The following is a 21,099-nucleotide window of genomic DNA, read 5'->3' on the forward strand; positions in this document are numbered from 1 at the left end:
CAAAAGGCCTACCCTAACCGGTAGGCCTTTTTGCGTTTTATCTCTGTAATTTTACGCCTGAACGTAATCATGGCTTCACTGACGGTTATTCGGTTAGTATCAAATGACATCTATAACTATAACAGCGGATACCAAGATGAACTTACCTCGTATAACCAGCCGTTTGTGCTTAACTGCTGCATTGATATTAACCGCAAACAGCGCAATAGCGGCTGCTAAGCCACTGCAATATGACGATGTATTTGAATTGGAGTTTGTCTCAGACCCGCAGCCGGACGCTAAAGGCGAACAAATTGTGTTTGTACGTAATTGGATGGACCGGCAAACAGACCGGCGGCGCATGACATTGTGGTTAAGCTCTGCTGACGGTAAAACACTGCAAGCCTTAACAGATAAAGACATAAACGCAGCTTCACCACGTTGGGCACCGGATAATAACCGCCTGGCTTATATTAGCAACGGCCAGATTCATGTTAAGTGGCTGGACAGTGGCCGTTCGTCACAGTTAAGCCAGTTACAGCATAACCCGACCAATTTAAGCTGGTCACCCGATGGTAAATGGCTGGCGTTCAGTATGTTTACACCAAAACCCGTGAAAGCACCGGTTGCCTTGCCTGGCAAACCGGAGAAAGCCGATTGGGCTAAAGCACCGGTTTATATTGATAATAAGCATTACCGCGCCGATGGAGCCGGCTATCTTAAATCCGGTTATCAACATATTTATATAATGGCCGCTGACGGTGGTTCTGCTATTCAGTTAACTGAAGGTGACTTTAATCATGCAGGTGTAATAAGTTGGGCGAGAGATAGCAAAGCACTGTATTTCTCTGCTAACCGGCATGAAAACTGGCAAGCGCAGCCGCTTAATAGTGAGATTTTTCAGCTTACGCTGCAAGATCGTAAACTTACACAGCTAACAGATCGTAACGGTCCGGATGCCCGGCCGCAGTTATCGCCTGATGGTAAGCTAGTTGCTTATGTTGGTTTTGATGACCGCAAATTGGCGCATCAGGCGAATCGTTTATATGTAATGAACACTGATGGCAGCAATATTCGCAACCTGACAGAAGATTTGGATCGTGCTATCAGTGATTTTCAATGGTTGCCCAATAGCAAAGCGTTGTATATCTCTTATGACAGCGAAGGCAAAGGCATACTGGCGGAACAAGCTTTATCCGGCAAACGCAGTGTACTGACCGATGACCTGGGTGGAGGCTCTTACAGCCGGCCTTATAGCGGGGGCCAATTTGCTGCCGCAGATACTGGTCTGATTGCTTATACCCAAATGAACACGCAAAAACCGGCTGAATTGGCTGTTATTGCTAAGCGTAAAAAACAAACGGTGACTGATTTGAATGCCGATCTGCTGTTTGCCAAAGATATCGGCAAGGTAGAAGAGTTTTGGTATAACTCGTCGGTAGATCAGCGCAAGTTGCAGGGCTGGATTATTTACCCGCCACAGTTTGACGCCAATAAGAAATATCCGTTAATTCTTGAAATACATGGCGGCCCACACACGGCTTATGGCCCGCATTTCGCTTTGGAATTGCAGCTAATGGCAGCACAGGGCTATGTAGTGCTGTATACCAACCCGCGTGGCAGTACCAGCTACGGCGAAGATTTTGCCAATCTTATTCACCATAAATATCCCAGCCAGGACTTTAATGATCTGATGGATGGTGTAGATACAGTTATTGCCAAAGGCTTTATAAACGAAAAAGAACAGTTTATTACCGGCGGTAGCGGTGGTGGTGTGCTGACAGCTTGGACGGTAGGGCATACCAACCGCTTTGCTGCGGCGGTTGCGGTTAAACCGGTTATTAACTGGTTTAGCTTCGTCCTAAATGCGGATATGTACAGTTATTTCAGCCAGTACTGGTTTCCCGGCATGCCGTGGGAAAAGCCTGAGCATTATTTGAAGTATTCTCCTATCAGTTATGTCGGTAATGTCACAACACCAACCATGTTGATGACCGGTGAAGCAGACTATCGCACGCCTATTTCTGAAACCGAGCAGTTTTATCAGGCATTGCAGTTGCGCGGCGTTGATACGGCTATGGTACGGATCCCGGATGCATCGCACTCGATTTATAGCCGGCCAAGCAACTTAATGGCCAAAACAGCTTATATTCTGTACTGGTTTGAACAATACCGGCAGAAAACCAGCGAATAACCTATTCGGGCCCGGTAGGCAGGCTGCCGGGCTTGTGTTAGGCTAAACACCTGATTTCGCCCTGAATGCTCGTTTTATATGCAGTTGAATGTATTAGCACAGCTTTTTGCTTTACCTTTGAAGCGGCTTTTGTATAATGGCGCGACCAGCTACAGGGGCATAGTTCCAATTGGTAGAACAGCGGTCTCCAAAACCGATGGTTGGGGGTTCGAATCCCTCTGCCCCTGCCACTTCTCGTTATGACAACATTTTCTTATTTTCAACAGCAGCTACTCAACGTATTGCAAATTACGCCGGTTAAATTAACCGCCACCTTTGCTGTACAGCAATCGCCTGCTGATGACTGTATACCGACAGATACTGCTTTACCAGACAGCTCGTTAACGGTTGATATTGCCGCCAGCGCCGTTTCAACTTCCCAGACAGTCTCAGGCAATGCCGCACCGGACCTTAGCCATTTATTGGCGCAGGACATTCAGCTCGCGCTGCCGGAGGGCGTCAGTTGGTGCATTAATTTGCAGGCTGCTGTTACTGAGCTTACCGATCAGCAGCTTATTACCCCGGCTTTATCAGAGTTGCGCCATGCAGCTGCAAAGAAAGCACTGTGGCAATTATTGAGCACGCAAGATGAAGATTGAGCTGCTAAGCCCGCATGATGTCGCTGCTGTTTTGCAGATTGAACAACAGGCCAATCTTTATCCGTGGCAGCAAAGTGCTTTTTTAAGCAGCTTTGCGGACAGTTATTTCAGCTACAAATTACTGGATAACAGCGGGAGTATCGTTGGCTTTTACATTGCTCAGCTGATTTTAGAACAGTTGGAGCTGTTTAATATCTGTGTTGCGCAGGCTGAGCAAGGCAAGGGTTACGGCCGGATATTGCTGCAGCACTTTTTACAGGAAGGCGCTGCCAGAGGCGCTAGTGAAGTATTTTTGGAAGTGCGCAGCAGTAACCTGGCGGCTATCGCTTTGTATCAGCGCTACGGTTTTACTAAAACCGGGTTACGCAAAGGTTATTACGTCAGTAGTTCAGGTAAAGAAGATGCCTTGCTGATGAGTTGTATTCTGTAGCGCAACCCTGCATTTGTACTCTGTGCCCGCGCCATTCAAGCTGCTATAATCGCCCGCATTATCATTTACTTTTGGGTTTTAGCCCTACACCGTAGCCGGATGCCTGCGGTAACACACTATTGGATATTATGAGCACAGATAACTTTTTAGCCGAAGTAAACAGCCGGCGTACCTTTGCGATCATCTCGCACCCCGACGCCGGTAAAACCACCATTACCGAAAAGGTCTTGCTGTTCGGACAGCTGATCCAAAAAGCCGGTACCGTAAAGGGTAAAAAATCCGGCCAGTATGCTACCTCAGACTGGATGGAGATGGAAAAAGAGCGCGGTATTTCGGTTACTACCTCGGTTATGCAATTTCCGTATAACGACTGCCTGGTAAACCTGCTGGATACGCCCGGCCACGAAGACTTCTCGGAAGATACTTACCGTACCTTAACGGCGGTAGATTCATGTTTGATGGTTATTGACGGCGCTAAAGGTGTAGAAGACCGCACCATTAAACTGATGGAAGTTACCCGCTTACGCGATACGCCTATTATTACCTTTATGAACAAAATGGACCGCGATATCCGCGACCCGGTTGATTTGTTAGATGAAGTAGAAAGCGTACTGAAAATTGCCTGCGCGCCTATTACCTGGCCAATTGCGTCGGGCAAAGAGTTTAAAGGCGTGTATCACATTTTACGTGATGAGATTATTTTGTATAAGTCCGGTATGGGTCACACTATTCAGGATGTGGATATCATTAAGGGCTTAAATAACCCTGAACTGGATAAACGCATTGGTTATTACGCCGCTCAGCTGCGGGACGAAATGGAACTGGTGCAGGGTGCCAGCCATGAGTTTGACCGTGAGCTGTTTTTAAAAGGTGAATTAACGCCGGTGTTCTTTGGTACCGCCCTGGGTAACTTTGGTGTCGACCATATGCTGGACGGTTTAACCCAGTGGGCGCCAACGCCACAAGCGCGCGCTACCGATAGCCGTACCGTTGTTCCTACAGAAACCGGCTTTAGTGGCTTTGTATTTAAAATTCAAGCCAATATGGACCCGAAGCACCGTGACCGGGTGGCATTTTTGCGGATCGTGTCGGGTAAATACGAAAAAGGCATGAAGGTGCGCCATGTGCGCATTGGTAAAGACGTGTTGATCCCGCAGGCATTAACCTTTTTGGCCGGCGATCGTGAGCATTTGGAAGAAGCTTACCCGGGCGATATTATCGGCTTGCATAACCACGGCACCATTAAAATCGGTGACACCTTTACTACCGGCGAGAACATGCAATTTACCGGTATACCGAACTTTGCGCCCGAGTTGTTCCGCCGTATTCGCTTGCGCGATCCGTTAAAGCAGAAGCAGCTGCTAAAAGGCTTGGTACAGTTGTCTGAAGAGGGCGCAGTACAGGTGTTCCGGCCGCTGGATAATAACGATTTAATTGTCGGCGCTGTTGGTGTGCTGCAGTTTGATGTGGTGGTTAGCCGGTTAAAGTCGGAATACAACGTCGATGCGCTGTACGAAGCGGTAAACGTTTCTACTGCACGCTGGGTATACAGTGATGATGCCAAAGCGCTGGATGAGTTTAAAAACAAAGCCAGCCAGAATTTAGCACTGGATGGTGGCGATGCTTTAACCTATATCGCGCCGACTATGGTAAACCTGAATTTGTCGATAGAGCGTTACCCGAAAATTAAATTCCATAAAACCCGTGAACACTAACAGGCTGGGCGCATGAATATTAAGCATTTATTAACCGAAAAAACTCAGGCCGCCTTTGTCGCTCTTGGCTTACCTGCTGATACCAATGCTGCGGTTACCGTAAGTACTAAGCCGGAGTTTGGTGATTATCAAATTAACGGCGCTATGGCAGCCGCCAAGCTGTTAAAAACTAATCCGCGGCAGTTAGCCGGGCAATTGGTACAGCAGCTGGATCTTGGTGATATGGCTGATAAAGCCGACATTGCCGGCCCGGGTTTTATTAACGTTACGCTGAACAAAAGCTGGTTGGCGGCGCAATTACAGCAAGCCAGCAGTGATAACCGTTTAGGTGTCAGCCCAAATGCGGCACCACAAACTGTAGTGGTCGATTACTCTGCGCCTAACCTGGCCAAAGAGATGCACGTAGGCCATTTGCGTTCGACCATTATCGGTGATGCCGTCGTGCGTACGCTGGAGTTCTGGGGTGATAAGGTTATTCGTCAGAACCATATGGGCGACTGGGGTACTCAGTTTGGTATGCTGATTGCGCATCTGGAAGACAAGCTGGCCGCCGGCATCGACTTAGAGCAGGTGGCATTGGCTGACCTGGAAGATTTCTACCGCGAAGCAAAAAAACGCTTTGATGATGAAGCCGGCTTTGCCGATAAGTCACGTGATTACGTGGTGAAACTGCAAAGCGGCGATGCACATTGCCAAAAGCTGTGGCAGCTGTTTATTGATACCTCAATTAAACACAGCGATGAAGTGTATCAAAAGCTCAATGTTACTTTGACGCATGCTGATATCAAGCCGGAAAGTGCTTACAACGCTATGTTGCATGGCATTATCGCCGATTTAAAAGCACAGTCGTTGGCTGTTGAAAGTGAAGGCGCCCTGGTGGTGTTTTTGCAGGAATTGGCCGACAAAGAAGGTAATCCATCGCCATTTATCGTGCAAAAAACCGGTGGTGGCTTTTTGTATGCTACTACCGATTTAGCCGCCTGCCAGCATCGTAGCCACACTTTGCAGGCTGATCGGGTGATTATTTTTACCGATGCCCGCCAGGGCTTGCACTTTAAGCAAGTTGAGCTGGTAGCACGCAAAGCCGGCTATCTGCGCAGCGAAACCGCCTATGATCATTGCCCGTTCGGCACCATGATGGGTGAAGACGGCAAACCCTTCAAAACCCGTACCGGCGGCACCGTTAAACTGGCTGAACTGTTAGAAGAAGCCGTGGTGCGCGCCAAAGCTGTGGTGCAGGAAAAAGCCACCGATTTAACAGAGGCAGAAATTGCTGAAGTAGCGCGTAAAGTTGGCATCGGCGCGGTTAAATTTGCCGATTTATCGAAAAACCGTACCAGCGATTATATTTTCAGCTGGGATGCGATGCTGAGCTTTGAAGGTGCCACCGCGCCTTACCTGCAATATGCTTATACCCGGGTGCGCAGTATTTTACGCCGTGCTGAGGTCGATGATGGCTATAGCGCGACATTGCAATTGGTAGAAGAGCAGGAAAAACAACTGGCGGTGAAGCTGCTGCGCTTTGAAGAAACGCTGCAGCTGGTAATAAAAGACGCCCAGCCTAACTTGCTGTGTAATTACCTGTATGAACTGGCCAGTTTGTATATGACCTTCTACGAGGCTTGCCCGATATTAAAAGACGGGGTTGAACCACAAGTACGTGACAGCCGTTTAATGCTGAGTATTTTTACTTCACGTTTATTACAGCAGGGTCTGGACTTGTTGGGTATTGAGGTTATGGAGCGTATGTAAATATGAAGATCGACGCAATTCGCCGCAGTTATACCAAAGATAAGCTGGAGCTGGATAAACTAAATCCGGATCCGATAGCTCAGTTTGAGTTATGGCTAAAAGATGCCATAGCGGCCGAATTGCCCGATCCTACCGCCATGTGTGTCGCCAGTGTGGATGCAGATGGCCAGCCGTCACAGCGGCTGGTACTGTTAAAAGATGTCGGCGTTGACGGCTTTACCTTTTACACTAACCTTGGTAGCCGCAAAGCTACAGAGTTAACAGCCAATCCCAAAGTGTGTCTGCATTTTCCCTGGCATCCGCTGGAGCGTCAGGTCATCGTCTATGGCATTGCAGAGCGGGTATCAGCCACCCAGGTGGCTAAGTACTTTTTATCGCGGCCGAAAGAAAGCCAACTGGCCGCCTGGGCGTCAGAGCAAAGCCGGCCGGTGTCTACCCGTCAGGCACTGCTGCAAAAGTTTGCTGAGATAAAACATAAGTTTGAACACGGTGAAGTGCCTTTGCCGTCATTCTGGGGCGGTTTTTTAGTGCGGCCGCATAAAATTGAATTCTGGCAAGGCGGCGAGCACCGCTTGCATGACCGCTTTATGTACAGCAAACAAGACGACAATAGCTGGAGCATTGACCGGTTATGTCCGTAACGGACACATCCGTTTTACCGGCTGCTGCCAGCAATACCGCTAGTGGTAGTCAACCGCTTAAACTTTTCGACACCCATTGCCATCTCGACTTGCCGGAATTAGCCTCTGAGCAGCAAATGCACTGGCAAAGCGCACAGCAAGCCGGTGTAACGGCGTTGCTTATTCCTGCCGTGCAACAAGCGGCCTGGCAAAACCTGCTGAGCTTACAGCAACACCATTCATATTGGCATATCGCTTTGGGTATCCATCCCTGGTGGGCTGCTAAGCATTCGCTTGATGCTGTAGCTGCGCTGGATAAGCTTGTTACAGAACATAGCAGCGCTATTGTTGCTGTAGGGGAGATAGGGCTGGATTTTGCGCTGGATGAAGCTACTTTCGCTATACAGCAACAGCTGTTTACAGCGCAATTGGCGCTGGCTAAACAGCACGGTAAACCGGTGGTGCTGCATCATCGCAAAAGTCAGGTTCAATTGTTGGCAGAGCTTAAACGGCAGCAGTTTAGCGCAGGCGGTATTTTGCATGCCTTTTCCGGCAGTCAGCAACAAGGCATGGCCTTTGTCGATTTGGGTTTTAAGCTGGGGATCGGCGGCACCATTACCTATGAGCGGGCGGAAAAAACCCGTAGCACGGTGCGAAAACTGCCGCTTGAATGTTTTGTGCTGGAAACCGATGCACCAGCCATGCCGCTGGCCGGATATCAGGGGGAAGTGAACACCCCGGCGCAGCTGGCACGGGTGTTTGACGCTTTTTGCCAACTACGGCCGGAGCCAAGCCGGCAGATTGCAGCGCAGCTGTGGCAAAACAGCTTAAATGTACTAAGGTTTGGCACGGCGTAAGCGTAGCGACTGGCGGGACAAGCGCGAGAAACCACGGCGCAGCATAAAACCAACAATGCCGGCTAATACCAACATAGCCATCAGCTGCTGCATCATTTGCTGCCACGATAAGCTGATAGGGGTTAATGCCGCATCCTGACGCAAGCTTAATTTAATATAACCGAGCAACTGCTGATCTTTAGTGATCGATTGCACCATCGCCTGTAGCGGTTCTGTTTGTGCCGGGCTATATAGCAGCCGCGCCGGCGCACTACCTTCAGACCAACTCATGCGCACGCCATTGGCATCGTACACCACCACATCATGCAGATATGGGCTGGCGGCAATATGCTGCGTTAGCTGCTCCAGGCCGTCGAGTTGGTCGTGTTCAATTAAATAAGCGGCCGTGTGTGATAACGCCATCAATGTTTCGCGCATCAGCTGGCTGCTTTGCTGCTGCAACAATTGTTTACCTTGTTGCTGTGTCAGTACCCAGCTGTGCAATAACAGCCATATACCGATAACGGCAACAGCTATCTGCAACAGTTTAATAGTGCTTGAAGTGCTGTCCGGTAATGGGATATCGTTCTGCATATTTTCCATAAAGCGCCAGCTAAGCCAGTCATTAAAGCGGGTAGGATGCCATGGCTGTGGCGTTAAGTATAGGTAGCAGAGTGTCGTTTTTTTATCATATTCCTTTGCAGCAGCAAGCTGCTGCATCACCCTTAGTGCATCTTACAACCGAAAATCAATATGCCGTTAAGCATTGCGATACAGCGTTATTGTTGCATAGCAACCAGCCATTAAACCTGGCTGAGACAGGGGCCTTTACTGCCGATACTGCTTCCGGAGCTGCAGTGGTGCGGTTGTTTGGTGCGGCGCTGGATTGGCAGGTTGTTTCGGCTGTATTACAGCGCATATCCCCTGAACATGCTGTAACGTGCCGGATATACCGGCCGCATCCGCAGCTAGCTGGTGCGGTAGAGCTGTTGTTAGCGCAGCCTTTAAGTTTGGAACTGCAGCAACAATTAGCTGAATGGCCGGCAGCACCAGGTGTCGAGCTGGTGTATCTGCCGCAGCGGCCTGTGTTGGCAAAGCCCGGCGTGCTGGTGATGGATATGGATTCCACCGCAATACAGATAGAGTGCATTGACGAAATTGCTAAATTAGCCGGTGTCGGCGAGCAGGTGGCTGCAGTAACAGCGCGTGCAATGAATGGCGAACTGGATTTTGCCCAAAGCCTGATAGCACGTGTAGCAGCGTTACGGGGCGCGCCGCAGGCGATTTTACGCCAGGTACTGGATGCCTTGCCGTTGATGCCGGGTTTAACTGAGCTGGTTAGTCATTTAAAAACGCAGCAATGGCAGGTTGCAATTGCCTCAGGCGGCTTTACCTACTTTACTGATGCGCTTAAGCAGCAACTGGGGCTAACCGCTACGTTTGCCAATGTGCTGGAAATTGTCGACGGCAACCTCACCGGCAAGGTGAGCGGCGAGATTGTTGATGCCAACACTAAAGCGCAGGTTGTTAACCGGCTGGCCACAGAATATGGTATTGCAGCACTGCAAACCGTAGCTATAGGTGATGGTGCAAATGATATTCCTATGCTGCAAGCCGCGGCGTTGGGTGTAGCGTTTCATGCTAAACCCAGGGTGCAGGCACAGGCCAAAGCGGCAATCCGCCAGGGATCTTTATTGCAGCTGCTGTATTTGCTGGATTAAGCATGAAGCATCAGCAAAGTTCACTCTATCTGGATTTACAGCAGTACCAACTGCATTTGCGCCGCCTGTTGCCAATGCAGCAAGGTATAGCACCGGTATTAATGTTGCATGGAGCTATTGAGAACGGCCGTATTTTTTACAGCCGCTCCGGCAAGGGGCTGGGCTGCTACCTGGCCGATCACGGTTTTATGGTGTATTGCGCTGATTTCGCCGGCCGTGGCTTGTCTAAGCCGCATGTATCACAAGGTTTTGCCCAAAGTCAGCAACAGATGATTACCCGCGACATTCCGGCGTTAATTGAGCATATATATCAGTTGCATCAACAGCCGGTTATTTTGGTTGCACATTCCTGGGGTGGGGTGCTGACGGCAGCCAGTTTGGCGCGTTTCCCGCAACTTGCAGCTAAAGTTGCGGCTAAAGTGTGTTTTGGCAGTAAGCGGGTTATTAGCGTACAAGGCCTTGAGCGCAAACTTAAAATTGATCTGATATGGAATACTGTCGCGCCCTGGCTCAGTAAAAAATATGGCTATTTTCCGGCCCGAAAATGGCGTTTTGGCGCCGATGATGAGCCAGAGCAGTTTTTGCAGGATACGGTACATTGGATTAAAGGTGGCGCTTTTACTGATCTAACCGACCAGTTTGATTACGCCGGCAGCAGCAAAACAACAGTTTGGCCACCGGTGTGGCATTTTGCCGCACAAAATGACCGTTTGCTCGGCCATCCGCAGGACGTGCAGGCTTTTATCGCCGAAACCGCGCCGCAAGCCAGGTTTACCTTGCTGGGTAAGGCTAATGGCTATAAGCAGGACTACGATCATATCTCTATGCTAACGCACCCAGCGGCAGAGACTGATCATTTTGCACAATTACACGACTGGCTGCTGCAGCTGGGTACTGAGTAACTGCAGGCGTTGCTGCTGTTGTTTTTCTGACTCAGTGACAGCGCCATAGCGCCAGTATATTTCGGCGGATATATCTACAGCGTCTATCATGCCGGCCACACTCCACAGCTCCTCTTCCAACTGCCTCGCTTTATGGATAGCGTAAGCACTGATATAACTGAGTTCCTGCGCAATATAATCAGTATCGGGCCGGCCGGTACGTGACAGCAGCAGGCGATAGCAAAATAATATGCCATGTTGCCTGGCGTCTAACACAAACTGTTGTTTGCTTTGTTCTGAGCTGAACTCATAATCGTATTTGCAGCTGATTTGCAGTGCTTCGTTGCCGGGCTCTTTGCTGAGCAGCAAAAAAAGCTCATATTGTTTCGGGCTGTCAAAACGTTTCATTTGCTTTAACTGTTGGGCAAAATTCAGGCTGGCAGCGTTATTTTGCAGTATCAAGGCAAGGTCTATTTGCGTTTCGTCACCGCTGTGCAGGCTAAGCAATTTGTGCAGGCTGTTGCTGCTGTTACCTTTCGCTATCGTATCTATATCGTAACGTATGCCTTTACGGTGCAGGTATAAGGCAAAACAATTGTGTACATTAAGATACATATTGCGCAGCGCAGTAGATAACCCCGGGTACTTCGGGCTTTCTTCAGCCGGTGTCAGTTTGGCGCGGTTATTTTGGATCAGCTGCGAAAAAAACAGCCGGCCGGTGTGGGGCTCGTCCGTTTCTACAGCGCGCAGGTTCATAATGGTACGGCTTTTACTTACCGCCATTACTTCGTACTGCAAGCTGCTTAAAGCGTATTTATTACTGATTTTTTGCATATCCGGCAAACTTAACTGCAGTACATCACCTTTATTAAAGCGTACCGGAATAGCTGTTTCTACCTGCAAGCCTTTGGAAGAAAAGTCGCGGCTGTGGCCGTTAAGTTCTGTGGCATTGGCATCGCGAATACTGACGTTTGTTTTATACAAATAGCGTGATTCAGAGCGTAAATTGACATATTGCACCGGCACCGCTTCACAACTGACCGGGTTGGCCGGTTTTTTATGACCAAATTGCGCCAGCGATTTCAGCTGTTGCTGGTCCACCGGATAGCTTTGATACCAGAAGGTGGTGTCTGTGCCGTTAATATCTGTCAGGTTGACAATGTAGCGAATATCCTGAATAAACTGTTCTACCCTTGCTGACAACGGTGCTGCTTTTTTATGGCTGCTGCTTTCCGGCAGCGTGGCCGGCATTTCAGCCTGCGATGGTGTGGTGCGTAATACACTAAAATGGAAAACCCGCCAGCTGGGTTTACCGGCGCCAAAACCGAGAAATGTTTCTTTAAGTTGCTCTGAAGCTGCCAATTCTTCACGGGTCGCAGAATAAAAGAACAACCGGCCTTTTACGGCATGGGTAAAACAGTACAAAATAGTCGACTGCTCCGGCCCGGGCATTTGCAACAGGCTTTTCAGACGGCGGGCATGGCAAACAGAAGCAAATACCGCCTGGTGCTGCTCATCCAAAAAGTAATGCCAGATAGCTTTATTGTAATCAGTGGTCAGGGTGCAGACCGGTTCAGGCCGGCCGTCTTTTACTGCAATAAATACCGGTAAGCTGCTGATGCGGGGTAAATAAAATTGTTCATAGCCCTTGGTGCGCAAACTTTGGCAAACGCTGTTTAAATTAACCTTATAGCGGCGTTTATTGGCATTAATAAAGTTTTGTAAAAACTCGACAAACTGCGGCTCGTTATTATCTTGCTGTCGTTGCAAACGCCAGTAAATCGCAGCAGCTTGAGTATCAATATCGACAATTTTGTACATTACGCCATCTGCCAGGCCCAGTATAAACTCTTGCTCCAGCCCGGTAAAATGCAGTTTAACTGTTTGGCCGATGTTGGCGCTCATTGGTTGTTGCAGCTTTATTTTACTGCCCGACACCGACAAGTCGCTGGTGCTGGCACGTATGCGTTTGCCGCCCAGTTCTATTTCAACATCAATGCTAAAGTGCATGCGCTCATCGCGTCTGGCGGTATAGCCGCCAAACCGCACTATATTGGCATATTGCGGCAATGCGTCGTCATCAGGCTCTGCGCTGTCGTTGTCACTGTCCGGTGACTGCTGTAAAGCCGTGCGCACCCGCTGCTCGGTTTCTTTACGGTGCATTACCCGAAAATTGTTTTCAGTGTTCAACACTTCTTCGTACAGGCCCAGAGTATAGCTGCCATATTGCTTTAAGCCGGCTTCAAATACCTTAATGGCGTTGTAGTCCATGTAGTGCGTTTTACCCATATAGTCATAGGGGATAACATCACCGTCGACATGGCCGCGTAAGTCGATAAAGTAATTGCATGGCTGTGCCATGCGCTTAAGTTCCATTTTTAACAGGAATTGTTTCGACTTAGGCAGATCGGAAGTCAATAAACTAAAGACCTGATCAAAGTCGGCGCTGTTAAGCAAACTTTTCATCCGGTCGATAACGCCGATATATTGTTGTAAATCTGCTGCTGTCATAATTCGGTCAGGTTTAATGCCAAAATACCGGCACCTTAGGGTTATAATCTGTAGTACGCTACGTTGTTATATTTTGAAAAGCAATATCCATGCCTTTCATTTAGCTTGAGAAAATTAATTATGGCAAAAGTAAAAACCGCTTACGTCTGTAGCGATTGTGGTGCCGATTTTGTGCGCTGGCAGGGCCAATGCACCGAGTGCGGCGCCTGGAATACCGTCAGTGAAGTGCGACTGGGCACTGCCGTCAGTAAAAATGCCCGCTTTGAAGGCTATGCTGGTGCGGCGGTAGCCAAAGTGATGCGGCTGGATGAAGTAGACTTACAAGACGTACCGCGCTTTAGCAGCGGTTTTGCCGAGTTCGACCGCGTATTGGGCGGCGGTATAGTGCCCGGTTCCGCCATTCTGATTGGCGGCCACCCGGGCGCCGGTAAAAGTACCTTGCTGCTGCAGGTGATGTGTGGCCTGGCGCAGCAGGGCGGGGCTTTGTATATTACCGGGGAAGAGTCCTTACAACAGGTGGCGATGCGGGCACAGCGTTTGGGCCTGCCAACCAATGCGCTTAAAATGCTGGCAGAAACCAACGTCGAGACCATCTGCGCGCTGGCGCAGCAGGAAAAGCCGCGCATTATGGTTATTGACTCTATCCAGGTTATGCATCTGGCCGATATTCAGTCGGCGCCCGGCAGTGTGTCCCAGGTACGTGAAAGTGCAGCCTATTTAACCCGTTTTGCCAAACAGCACCATATTGCCATTATTATGGTGGGCCATGTTACTAAAGACGGCTCTCTGGCCGGCCCTAAAGTACTGGAGCATTGTATTGACTGTTCGGTGATGCTCGATGGCGACAGCGACAATCGTTACCGTACTATGCGCGGTAATAAAAACCGCTTTGGCCCGGTGAACGAACTGGGGGTATTTGCCATGACCGGCCAGGGCATGAAAGAAGTAAAAAACCCGTCAGCCATTTTTTTAACCCGCGGTAAAGAGGATCAGTCCGGCAGCATCGTGATGGTGCTGTGGGAAGGCACCAGACCGTTGCTGGTAGAAATTCAGGGCCTGGTCGATTATTCGCCGCTGAACAATCCGCGCCGCGTAACTCTGGGTATGGAGCAAAACCGCATATCGATGTTACTGGCGGTTATGCATCGTCATGCCGGTATTCAGATGGCCGATCAGGACGTGTTTGTTAACGTGGTAGGTGGCGTTAAGGTAAATGAAACCAGTGCCGATTTGGCGACGTTACTGGCGCTGGTGTCGAGTTTTCGTGATAAACCGCTGCCAAATGACTTAGTGGTGTTTGGTGAGGTTGGACTTGCCGGTGAAATTCGTCCGGTACCCAGTGGCCAGGAGCGTTTGCGTGAAGCGGCTAAACATGGCTTTAAACGGGCGATAGTCCCGCTGGCTAATGCACCGAAAGACAGTATCAGCGGTATGGAAGTGATCGGCGTAAGTAAGTTGTCTGAAGCGTTGGAGGCAATTTAGCACTAAAAAAAGCCCCGCTGTTGCGGGGCTGTCTGGTTCAGAATTTGTTATTTTGCGGGAAATTCAGTTTCAGTACCTGATAGGTATCGTCTTTTAACTTGGTTAAGCCAAGCTTGTCATAGCTTTCAACCATCACCTCCAGCGCTTGTTCAACCAGCGGCGAGTCACGATAAAACTCGACAATGTATTTACCGCGGTTGGCTGCAGCCAGGTATGCACCACGGCGCATATAGTAGTCGGCCACAAACAGCTCGTGCCGTGCCAGCGTATCTTTAATACTTAGCATGCGGTTTTTCGCTTCGGCGGCATATTTGCTGGCAGGAAACGAGCTTAGCAGTAATTTAAAGTCATCAAAGGCCTGGCGGGTGCTGGCCAGGTCGCGGTCAGCGCGGTCTATTCCTAACATATTATGCAGCGCATTTTCATCGGCTTTAAGGTTGCTCAGGCCGCGCATGTAATACACATAGTCCAGTTCGGTATGGTTAGGGTTCAACCGGATAAAACGGTCAATACCGGCTAACGCCTTTTGTACATCGCCGGCCTGGTAATGAGCATAAATCAAATCCAGCTGCACCTGGCGCGCTAACGGGCCAAAAGGGTAGCGGCTTTCAACTGCAGATAATAATTCAATAGCACGGTTATACAGGCCGTTGTCCAGCACTTCTTTGGCTTCCTGGTACAGTGATTGTGCTGTTTGCGTCGAGCTTACATCCGGTTCTTTTGGTTTGCCGGCACAAGCGCTCAGCGTCAGTGCCAACAGAGAAATCAGTAAAAAATTCGCTTTCATTTAAAAATCCGTTACTACTTGAGCTAAATGGCTGTCTAGTCGGGCGTAAAATCGCTAAAATACACGCTATTGGCGATTCTACCCCAGACCCGCCGGGGTTGCACACAGGATAACTGCTTCCGTTATGACAAAACAGCTAAAACTTTCAGAAATTGTACCAGACCATCTTTTTGGTAAGCGGTTAGATCAGGTGCTGGCCGAAATGTTCCCTGATTATTCGCGATCACGCATAAAAGAATGGATCCTGGCGGATGCCGTGCAGGTGAATGGTGCTCTGCAAAACCGGCCACGGGAGAAACTCCTTGGCGGTGAGCAAATTGATATTCTGGCAGAATTGCCGGAAGACCAGCGCTTTGAAGCCGAAGCGATAGAATTAAATATCGTTTATGAGGATGAGCACATCCTGGTGATCAATAAGCCTGCCGGGCTGGTGGTACACCCTGGCGCCGGCAATGCCGACGGCACTTTGCTTAATGCTTTGTTGCACCATTGCCCCGGTATTGGCGAAGTACCGCGTGCCGGCATTATTCACCGGCTGGATAAAGACACTACCGGCTTGATGGTGGTAGCCAAGACTATTCCGGCACAAACCCATTTGGTTGAAGCTATGCAGGCGCGTGAAATTACCCGTGAATATGAAGCCGTATGCCATGGCGCCATGACTGGCGGCGGTACTATAGATGAACCTATTGGCCGCCATCCTACCAAGCGCACCCATATGGCGGTCACGCAATCCGGTAAACCGGCTACCACGCACTTTCGGGTGATGGAAAAATACCGCGCGCACACCAGGTTGCGCTTACGCTTAGAAACCGGCCGCACCCACCAAATCCGGGTGCATATGACCTTTGTTAATCACCCGCTGGTAGGCGACCCGGTATACGCCGGCCGGCCGCGGCCACCACGTAAAGCCGATGAGCAATTGCTGACTATTCTGCGTAATTTTAAACGTCAGGCTCTGCACGCGGCGATGTTGCGACTGGCGCATCCTATCACGCTGGAAATTCTGGAATGGCATGCACCGATCCCGGATGACATGGTGCAGTTAAATGCTGCCTTGCGTGCTGATACTGTCGAGCACGGTTTGGATTACGTGTAACAGCTATGCCTGATAACAGCCCTCTGCTCATCCCTGACTGGCCGGCACCGCCTAATGTGTGGGCGGTGTGCAGCAGCCGGTTGGGGGGCTGCTCAGAGGGCGTTTATGCGTCGTTAAATCTGGGTGATCATGTCGCCGATGCTGCGGATAAAGTGGCAGCAAACCGCCTGCGCTATCAGCAAATATCACAAATGCCGGCACCACCTGTGTGGTTAAATCAAGTGCATGGCACCGGAGTTATCCGCTTAACTGCGACAACAATAAACGGTTGTGATGCTGATGCGGCGGTAACGGCAGAACGCGGTGTTGTCGCCACCGTAATGACGGCCGACTGTTTACCTCTGCTGTTATGTGATGTAAATGGTTCTCAGGTGGCTGCTATACATGCCGGTTGGCGTGGTTTGTGTAATGGCGTGATTGAAAATACCCTGGCGCACTTTGCAAAACCAGAGCAAGTATTGGTGTATCTCGGCCCTGCGATCAGCCAAAACGCTTTTGAAGTGGGGCCAGAGGTGCGCACGGCTTTTATGGCGCAGGCGCCTGAAGCAGAGCATGCTTTTATTACTGCTGATAACGGTAAATGGCTGGCCGATCTGTATTTGTTGGCGCGGCAACGTTTAAGCCAATGCGGTGTGCAACAAATATACGGCGGCAATTACTGTACTTACCAACAACCACAACGGTTTTTTTCCTACCGCCGCGATGGCCAAACCGGCCGTATGGCCAGCTCAATATGGTTAGACTGATCTAAGTCAATTTTTTGACGTTTCATCGCTTGAATTTCCGTCAATAGCGCCCAATCTTATGACACAACAACATTGTGCTTGTAGGAGGCATAAATGCGTCTTGAAAAATTTACCAGTAAGTTCCAGGAAGCGATCGCTGATGCGCAGTCGTTAGCGCTGGGCCGTGATCAGCAGTTTATTGAGCCGGTACACCTGATGTTCGCTTTGCTGAATCAGGAAGGTGGCACCGTACGCGAATTGCTGAACAAACTGGCGATTAATTTTAATGAATTACGCTCTAAAGTCAGCCAGGCGATAGACAAGTTGCCGCGGGTAGAAGGCGAGGGCGCTAATTTACAGCTGTCATCAGCCACTGCGCAGTTGCTGCAGCAGTGCGACAAGCTGGCGCAAAAGCGCAAAGATCAGTTTATCTCCAGTGAACTCTTTGTATTGGCCGCCACCGACGATAAATCGGATTTGGGCAAAATTCTGCGTTTAATCGGCGTCAGCAAAGAGGGCGTGGAAGCGGCCATTGAACAAATGCGCGGCGGACAAAAAGTAGATGATGTGAACGCCGAAGACAGCCGGCAGGCATTAAGCAAATACACCATAGATTTAACTGCGCGCGCTGAGGCCGGTAAGCTTGACCCGGTAATAGGCCGTGACGAAGAAATTCGCCGCTGTATCCAGGTACTGCAACGGCGTACCAAGAATAACCCGGTATTAATTGGTGAACCGGGCGTGGGTAAAACGGCCATTGTAGAGGGCCTGGCACAGCGCATTATTAATAAAGAAGTACCGGAAGGCTTAAAAGATAAACGTGTACTGTCGCTGGATATGGGCTCGTTATTGGCGGGCGCTAAATACCGTGGCGAATTTGAAGAGCGGTTAAAAGCGGTACTGAATGAACTGGCCAAAGAAGAGGGCCAGGTAATTTTGTTTATTGACGAAATTCATACCATGGTTGGCGCCGGTAAAGCCGAGGGGGCGATGGACGCCGGCAATATGTTAAAGCCGGCGCTGGCCCGTGGTGAATTGCATTGTCTGGGCGCCACCACGCTGGATGAATACCGCAAATATATTGAGAAAGACGCTGCATTAGAGCGACGCTTTCAAAAAGTATTGGTAGAAGAGCCGACAGTCGAAGATACCATTGCTATTTTACGTGGCTTGAAAGAGCGCTATGCGCTGCATCATGGGGTTGAAATTACCGACCCAGCTATAGTGGCGGCCGCTACTTTGTCACACCGCTATGTGGCAGACCGGCAGTTACCCGATAAAGCTATCGACTTAATAGATGAAGCAGCGTCCAGTATCCGCATGCAGATGGACTCTAAGCCGGAAGAGCTCGACCGTTTAGAGCGGCGCATTATTCAGTTAAAACTGGAAGACAATGCGCTTGCCAAAGAGACAGACGAAGCCACCAAAAAACGTCGCGAGATGATTTTGGAGCAAATTCGTGAACTGGATGGTAAATACAACGAACTGGATGAAGTCTGGTCGTCAGAAAAGGCCGCTCTGCAGGGCACGCAGAATATAAAAACCGAGCTTGAGCAAGCCAGGCTCGATTTAGACGTCGCGCGCCGTGCCAGTGATTTGCAGCGTATGTCAGAGCTGCAATACGGCCGCATACCTGAACTGGAGAAAAAGCTCGATTTAGCCTCACAAGCCGAGATGCACGACAATACGTTGCTGCGTAATAAAGTAACCGAGCAGGAAATTGCTGATGTGTTGTCTAAAGCCACCGGTATTCCGGTGAGTAAAATGCTGGAAGGCGAGCGTGATAAATTGCTGCGCATGGAACAAGCGCTGCATGAAAAAGTTATCGGTCAGCATGAAGCGGTTACCGCCGTATCACATGCGATTCGCCGCTCGCGCGCCGGCCTGTCTGATCCGAATAAACCGATTGGCTCGTTTTTGTTTTTAGGCCCGACCGGGGTTGGTAAAACCGAACTGACCAAATCGCTGGCCAACTTCTTGTTTGACAGTCCGGATGCGATGATCCGTATTGATATGTCAGAATTTATGGAAAAGCACGCAGTATCGCGCTTAGTGGGCGCACCGCCGGGGTATGTCGGCTATGAAGAGGGCGGTTACTTAACTGAAGCCGTGCGGCGTAAACCCTATTCGGTAGTGTTGCTGGATGAAGTAGAGAAAGCTCATCCCGATGTATTTAATATTTTGCTGCAGGTACTGGATGATGGTCGCCTGACCGATGGCCATGGCCGCACGGTCGATTTTAAAAACACCGTGATCATTATGACATCGAACCTGGGCTCAGATCTGATCCAGCAGCACTATATGGAATACAGCTATACGCAAATGAAAGACATGCTGATGGGCGTACTGAGCCAACAGTTCAGGCCGGAGTTTTTAAACCGGCTGGATGAAACCGTAGTGTTTCACCCGCTGGATACCGGGCAAATCCGCAGTATTGCTAAAATTCAGCTGGCGAGATTGGAGCAACGGCTGGCAGAGCGGCAATATGGTTTTAGTATCAGTGATGCCGCGCTGGATAAACTGGCCGAGGTGGGCTTTGACCCGCTGTATGGCGCACGGCCGTTAAAACGCGCCATTCAGCAGCACCTGGAAAACCCGCTGGCGCAAGCGTTGTTGCAGGGTGATGTGCCGCCCGGCAATACCGTGCTGCTGGACCATAACGGCACGCAGTTTGTGGTTAGCAGCCGGGCGTAATGGCGCCGCAGTAAGCAGAATAGTGCCGGTTAAGTGAGCGCCCGGGCGCTCACTTTTGCCGGCAGACTATCCATGTTAAGGTATGTCCCTTATAATCCACTGTAATTCCACAACGCAGAAGTTGCTTTATGACCGAGTCAAAAACGAATGACACCAGCCCGCGCAAGGGCATTTATCTGTTACCCAATTTACTGACTACTGCCGGTTTGTTCTCCGGCTTTTTTGCTATCGTATCCTCCATGAACGGCCGCTTTGAAGCAGCTGCCGTGGCTATTTTTGTGGCGATGATCTTTGATGGCCTGGATGGCCGGGTAGCCCGTTTAACCAACACTCAAAGCGAATTTGGTGCCCAGTACGACAGCATGTCAGATATGTTGTCTTTCGGTATGGCACCGGCGCTGGTGGCGTATAACTGGGGCCTGGCAGAATATGGCAAGTTTGGCTGGCTGGCGGCTTTTATCTTTGTGGCCTGTGCTGCACTGCGTCTGGCACGCTTTAATGCCAATTTAGGCGTTACCGATGGCCGGTTTTTTCAGGGCTTAGCCAGTCCGGCTGCTGCGGCAATAGTTGCCGGTATGGTTTGGACCGGCAGTATCTATCAAATTGACGGCGATAATATCGGCTATTTAGTGGGTTTACTGACGATTGTTACCGGGCTTTTGATGGTTAGTAACTTCCGCTATAACTCATTTAAAGATGTGAACTGGCGTGACAAAGTATCCTTCCTGACCATTTTATTGGTGGTGTTGGTGTTTGTTGTTATCGCGTCACGTCCGGCTGAAATGCTGTTTGGTATCTTCTTTATTTATGCCTGCTCCGGTCCGGTAACCACTATCCGCAGTGTGCGTAAATTAAAGCTGGAGCATGTGGTAGGCGATTCTGATGATGCGGACTTTGCCGATGCAGATAAAGACACCACAGCAACAGATGCGAAGGATGACAGCAAGAGTCTGTAAAGCGGTATTATCAGCTGTACTGTATTAAAAAACTCCGCCGTGGCGTAATGCCGATCAGATAAGAATTTTTCAGATCGGT

The 21,099-nt window shown here is 49.8% G+C and carries 17 protein-coding genes and 1 tRNA gene; 15 read left to right on the forward strand and 3 right to left on the reverse strand.

The window, feature by feature from the left end; all coding sequences use genetic code 11:
* The first annotated feature begins 136 nt into the window (after positions 1 to 136).
* The 8 genes from HRH59_RS18430 to HRH59_RS18465 all read left to right on the forward strand — a co-directional run bounded on the left by HRH59_RS18430 (position 137) and on the right by HRH59_RS18465 (position 8,185).
* Positions 137 to 2,173: a S9 family peptidase gene (locus HRH59_RS18430; RefSeq protein ID WP_173502747.1), complete on the forward strand. Its 2,037-nt coding sequence runs from the start codon at positions 137 to 139 to the stop codon at positions 2,171 to 2,173.
* A gap of 153 nt (positions 2,174 to 2,326) precedes the next feature.
* A tRNA-Trp gene (locus tag HRH59_RS18435) sits at positions 2,327 to 2,403 on the forward strand.
* 9 nt (positions 2,404 to 2,412) lie between these two features.
* Positions 2,413 to 2,811 (forward strand): hypothetical protein, encoded by a 399-nt coding sequence (locus tag HRH59_RS18440; RefSeq protein WP_173502748.1) that lies wholly within the window; start codon positions 2,413 to 2,415, stop codon positions 2,809 to 2,811.
* Positions 2,801 to 3,241, forward strand: a complete 441-nt coding sequence (gene rimI, locus HRH59_RS18445) for a ribosomal protein S18-alanine N-acetyltransferase (RefSeq protein WP_173502749.1) — start codon at positions 2,801 to 2,803, stop codon at positions 3,239 to 3,241. The genes HRH59_RS18440 and rimI overlap by 11 nt, the downstream gene beginning before the upstream one ends.
* Positions 3,242 to 3,369: 128 nt before the next feature.
* Complete coding sequence (gene prfC, locus HRH59_RS18450) at positions 3,370 to 4,956, forward strand: peptide chain release factor 3 (RefSeq protein WP_173502750.1); 1,587 nt, start codon at positions 3,370 to 3,372, stop codon at positions 4,954 to 4,956.
* Between the two features lie 12 nt (positions 4,957 to 4,968).
* Positions 4,969 to 6,708, forward strand: a complete 1,740-nt coding sequence (gene argS / locus HRH59_RS18455) for an arginine--tRNA ligase (protein WP_173502751.1) — start codon at positions 4,969 to 4,971, stop codon at positions 6,706 to 6,708.
* Positions 6,709 to 6,710: 2 nt separating this feature from the next.
* Positions 6,711 to 7,349 (forward strand): pyridoxamine 5'-phosphate oxidase, encoded by a 639-nt coding sequence (gene pdxH / locus HRH59_RS18460; protein ID WP_173502752.1) that lies wholly within the window; start codon positions 6,711 to 6,713, stop codon positions 7,347 to 7,349.
* Positions 7,340 to 8,185 carry a TatD family hydrolase gene (locus tag HRH59_RS18465; protein WP_173502753.1) on the forward strand — a complete coding sequence of 282 codons (846 nt, stop codon included), beginning with the start codon at positions 7,340 to 7,342 and terminating at the stop codon, positions 8,183 to 8,185. Before pdxH ends, HRH59_RS18465 begins: the two co-directional genes overlap by 10 nt.
* On the opposite strand, the gene HRH59_RS18470 is transcribed toward HRH59_RS18465, so the two are convergent.
* Positions 8,165 to 8,767: an AhpA/YtjB family protein gene (locus tag HRH59_RS18470; RefSeq protein ID WP_173502754.1), complete on the reverse strand. Its 603-nt coding sequence runs from the start codon at positions 8,765 to 8,767 to the stop codon at positions 8,165 to 8,167. The genes HRH59_RS18465 and HRH59_RS18470 overlap by 21 nt on opposite strands.
* Positions 8,768 to 8,808: 41 nt before the next feature.
* On the opposite strand from HRH59_RS18470, the gene serB reads away from it, so the two are divergent.
* Together serB and HRH59_RS18480 are read left to right on the forward strand one after the other, a co-directional pair.
* Complete coding sequence (serB, locus tag HRH59_RS19505; protein WP_173502755.1) at positions 8,809 to 9,885, forward strand: phosphoserine phosphatase SerB; 1,077 nt, start codon at positions 8,809 to 8,811, stop codon at positions 9,883 to 9,885.
* A gap of 2 nt (positions 9,886 to 9,887) precedes the next feature.
* On the forward strand, positions 9,888 to 10,787 hold the full coding sequence (locus HRH59_RS18480; protein ID WP_173502756.1) for an alpha/beta fold hydrolase: 900 nt from the start codon (positions 9,888 to 9,890) through the stop codon (positions 10,785 to 10,787).
* Here the strand turns inward: HRH59_RS18480 and HRH59_RS18485 are convergent.
* On the reverse strand, positions 10,752 to 13,277 hold the full coding sequence (locus tag HRH59_RS18485) for a PilZ domain-containing protein (protein ID WP_173502757.1): 2,526 nt from the start codon (positions 13,275 to 13,277) through the stop codon (positions 10,752 to 10,754). The genes HRH59_RS18480 and HRH59_RS18485 overlap by 36 nt on opposite strands.
* Before the next feature lie 120 nt (positions 13,278 to 13,397).
* Between HRH59_RS18485 and radA the strand changes: the two genes are divergently transcribed.
* Positions 13,398 to 14,759 carry a DNA repair protein RadA gene (gene radA / locus HRH59_RS18490; RefSeq protein ID WP_173502758.1) on the forward strand — a complete coding sequence of 454 codons (1,362 nt, stop codon included), beginning with the start codon at positions 13,398 to 13,400 and terminating at the stop codon, positions 14,757 to 14,759.
* Positions 14,760 to 14,796: 37 nt separating this feature from the next.
* Here radA and HRH59_RS18495 read toward each other — a convergent pair whose 3' ends face one another.
* The gene (locus HRH59_RS18495; RefSeq protein WP_173502759.1) at positions 14,797 to 15,546 is read right to left on the reverse strand and encodes an outer membrane protein assembly factor BamD; all 750 of its coding nucleotides are present in this window, start codon (positions 15,544 to 15,546) and stop codon (positions 14,797 to 14,799) included.
* A gap of 124 nt (positions 15,547 to 15,670) precedes the next feature.
* On the opposite strand from HRH59_RS18495, the gene rluD reads away from it, so the two are divergent.
* The 4 genes from rluD to pssA all read left to right on the forward strand — a co-directional run bounded on the left by rluD (position 15,671) and on the right by pssA (position 21,020).
* Positions 15,671 to 16,645: a 23S rRNA pseudouridine(1911/1915/1917) synthase RluD gene (gene rluD, locus HRH59_RS18500; protein WP_173502760.1), complete on the forward strand. Its 975-nt coding sequence runs from the start codon at positions 15,671 to 15,673 to the stop codon at positions 16,643 to 16,645.
* A 5-nt stretch (positions 16,646 to 16,650) separates the two neighbouring features.
* Positions 16,651 to 17,391 carry a peptidoglycan editing factor PgeF gene (pgeF, locus tag HRH59_RS18505; protein ID WP_173502761.1) on the forward strand — a complete coding sequence of 247 codons (741 nt, stop codon included), beginning with the start codon at positions 16,651 to 16,653 and terminating at the stop codon, positions 17,389 to 17,391.
* A 93-nt stretch (positions 17,392 to 17,484) separates the two neighbouring features.
* Positions 17,485 to 20,064, forward strand: coding sequence for an ATP-dependent chaperone ClpB (gene clpB / locus HRH59_RS18510; RefSeq protein WP_173502762.1), 2,580 nt, complete (start codon positions 17,485 to 17,487; stop codon positions 20,062 to 20,064).
* Between the two features lie 128 nt (positions 20,065 to 20,192).
* The gene (gene pssA / locus HRH59_RS18515) at positions 20,193 to 21,020 is read left to right on the forward strand and encodes a CDP-diacylglycerol--serine O-phosphatidyltransferase (RefSeq protein ID WP_173502763.1); all 828 of its coding nucleotides are present in this window, start codon (positions 20,193 to 20,195) and stop codon (positions 21,018 to 21,020) included.
* The last annotated feature ends 79 nt before the right edge of the window (positions 21,021 to 21,099 follow it).

It is taken from the genome of Rheinheimera lutimaris, from assembly GCF_013283795.1.
Taxonomy (GTDB): domain Bacteria; phylum Pseudomonadota; class Gammaproteobacteria; order Enterobacterales; family Alteromonadaceae; genus Alishewanella; species Alishewanella lutimaris.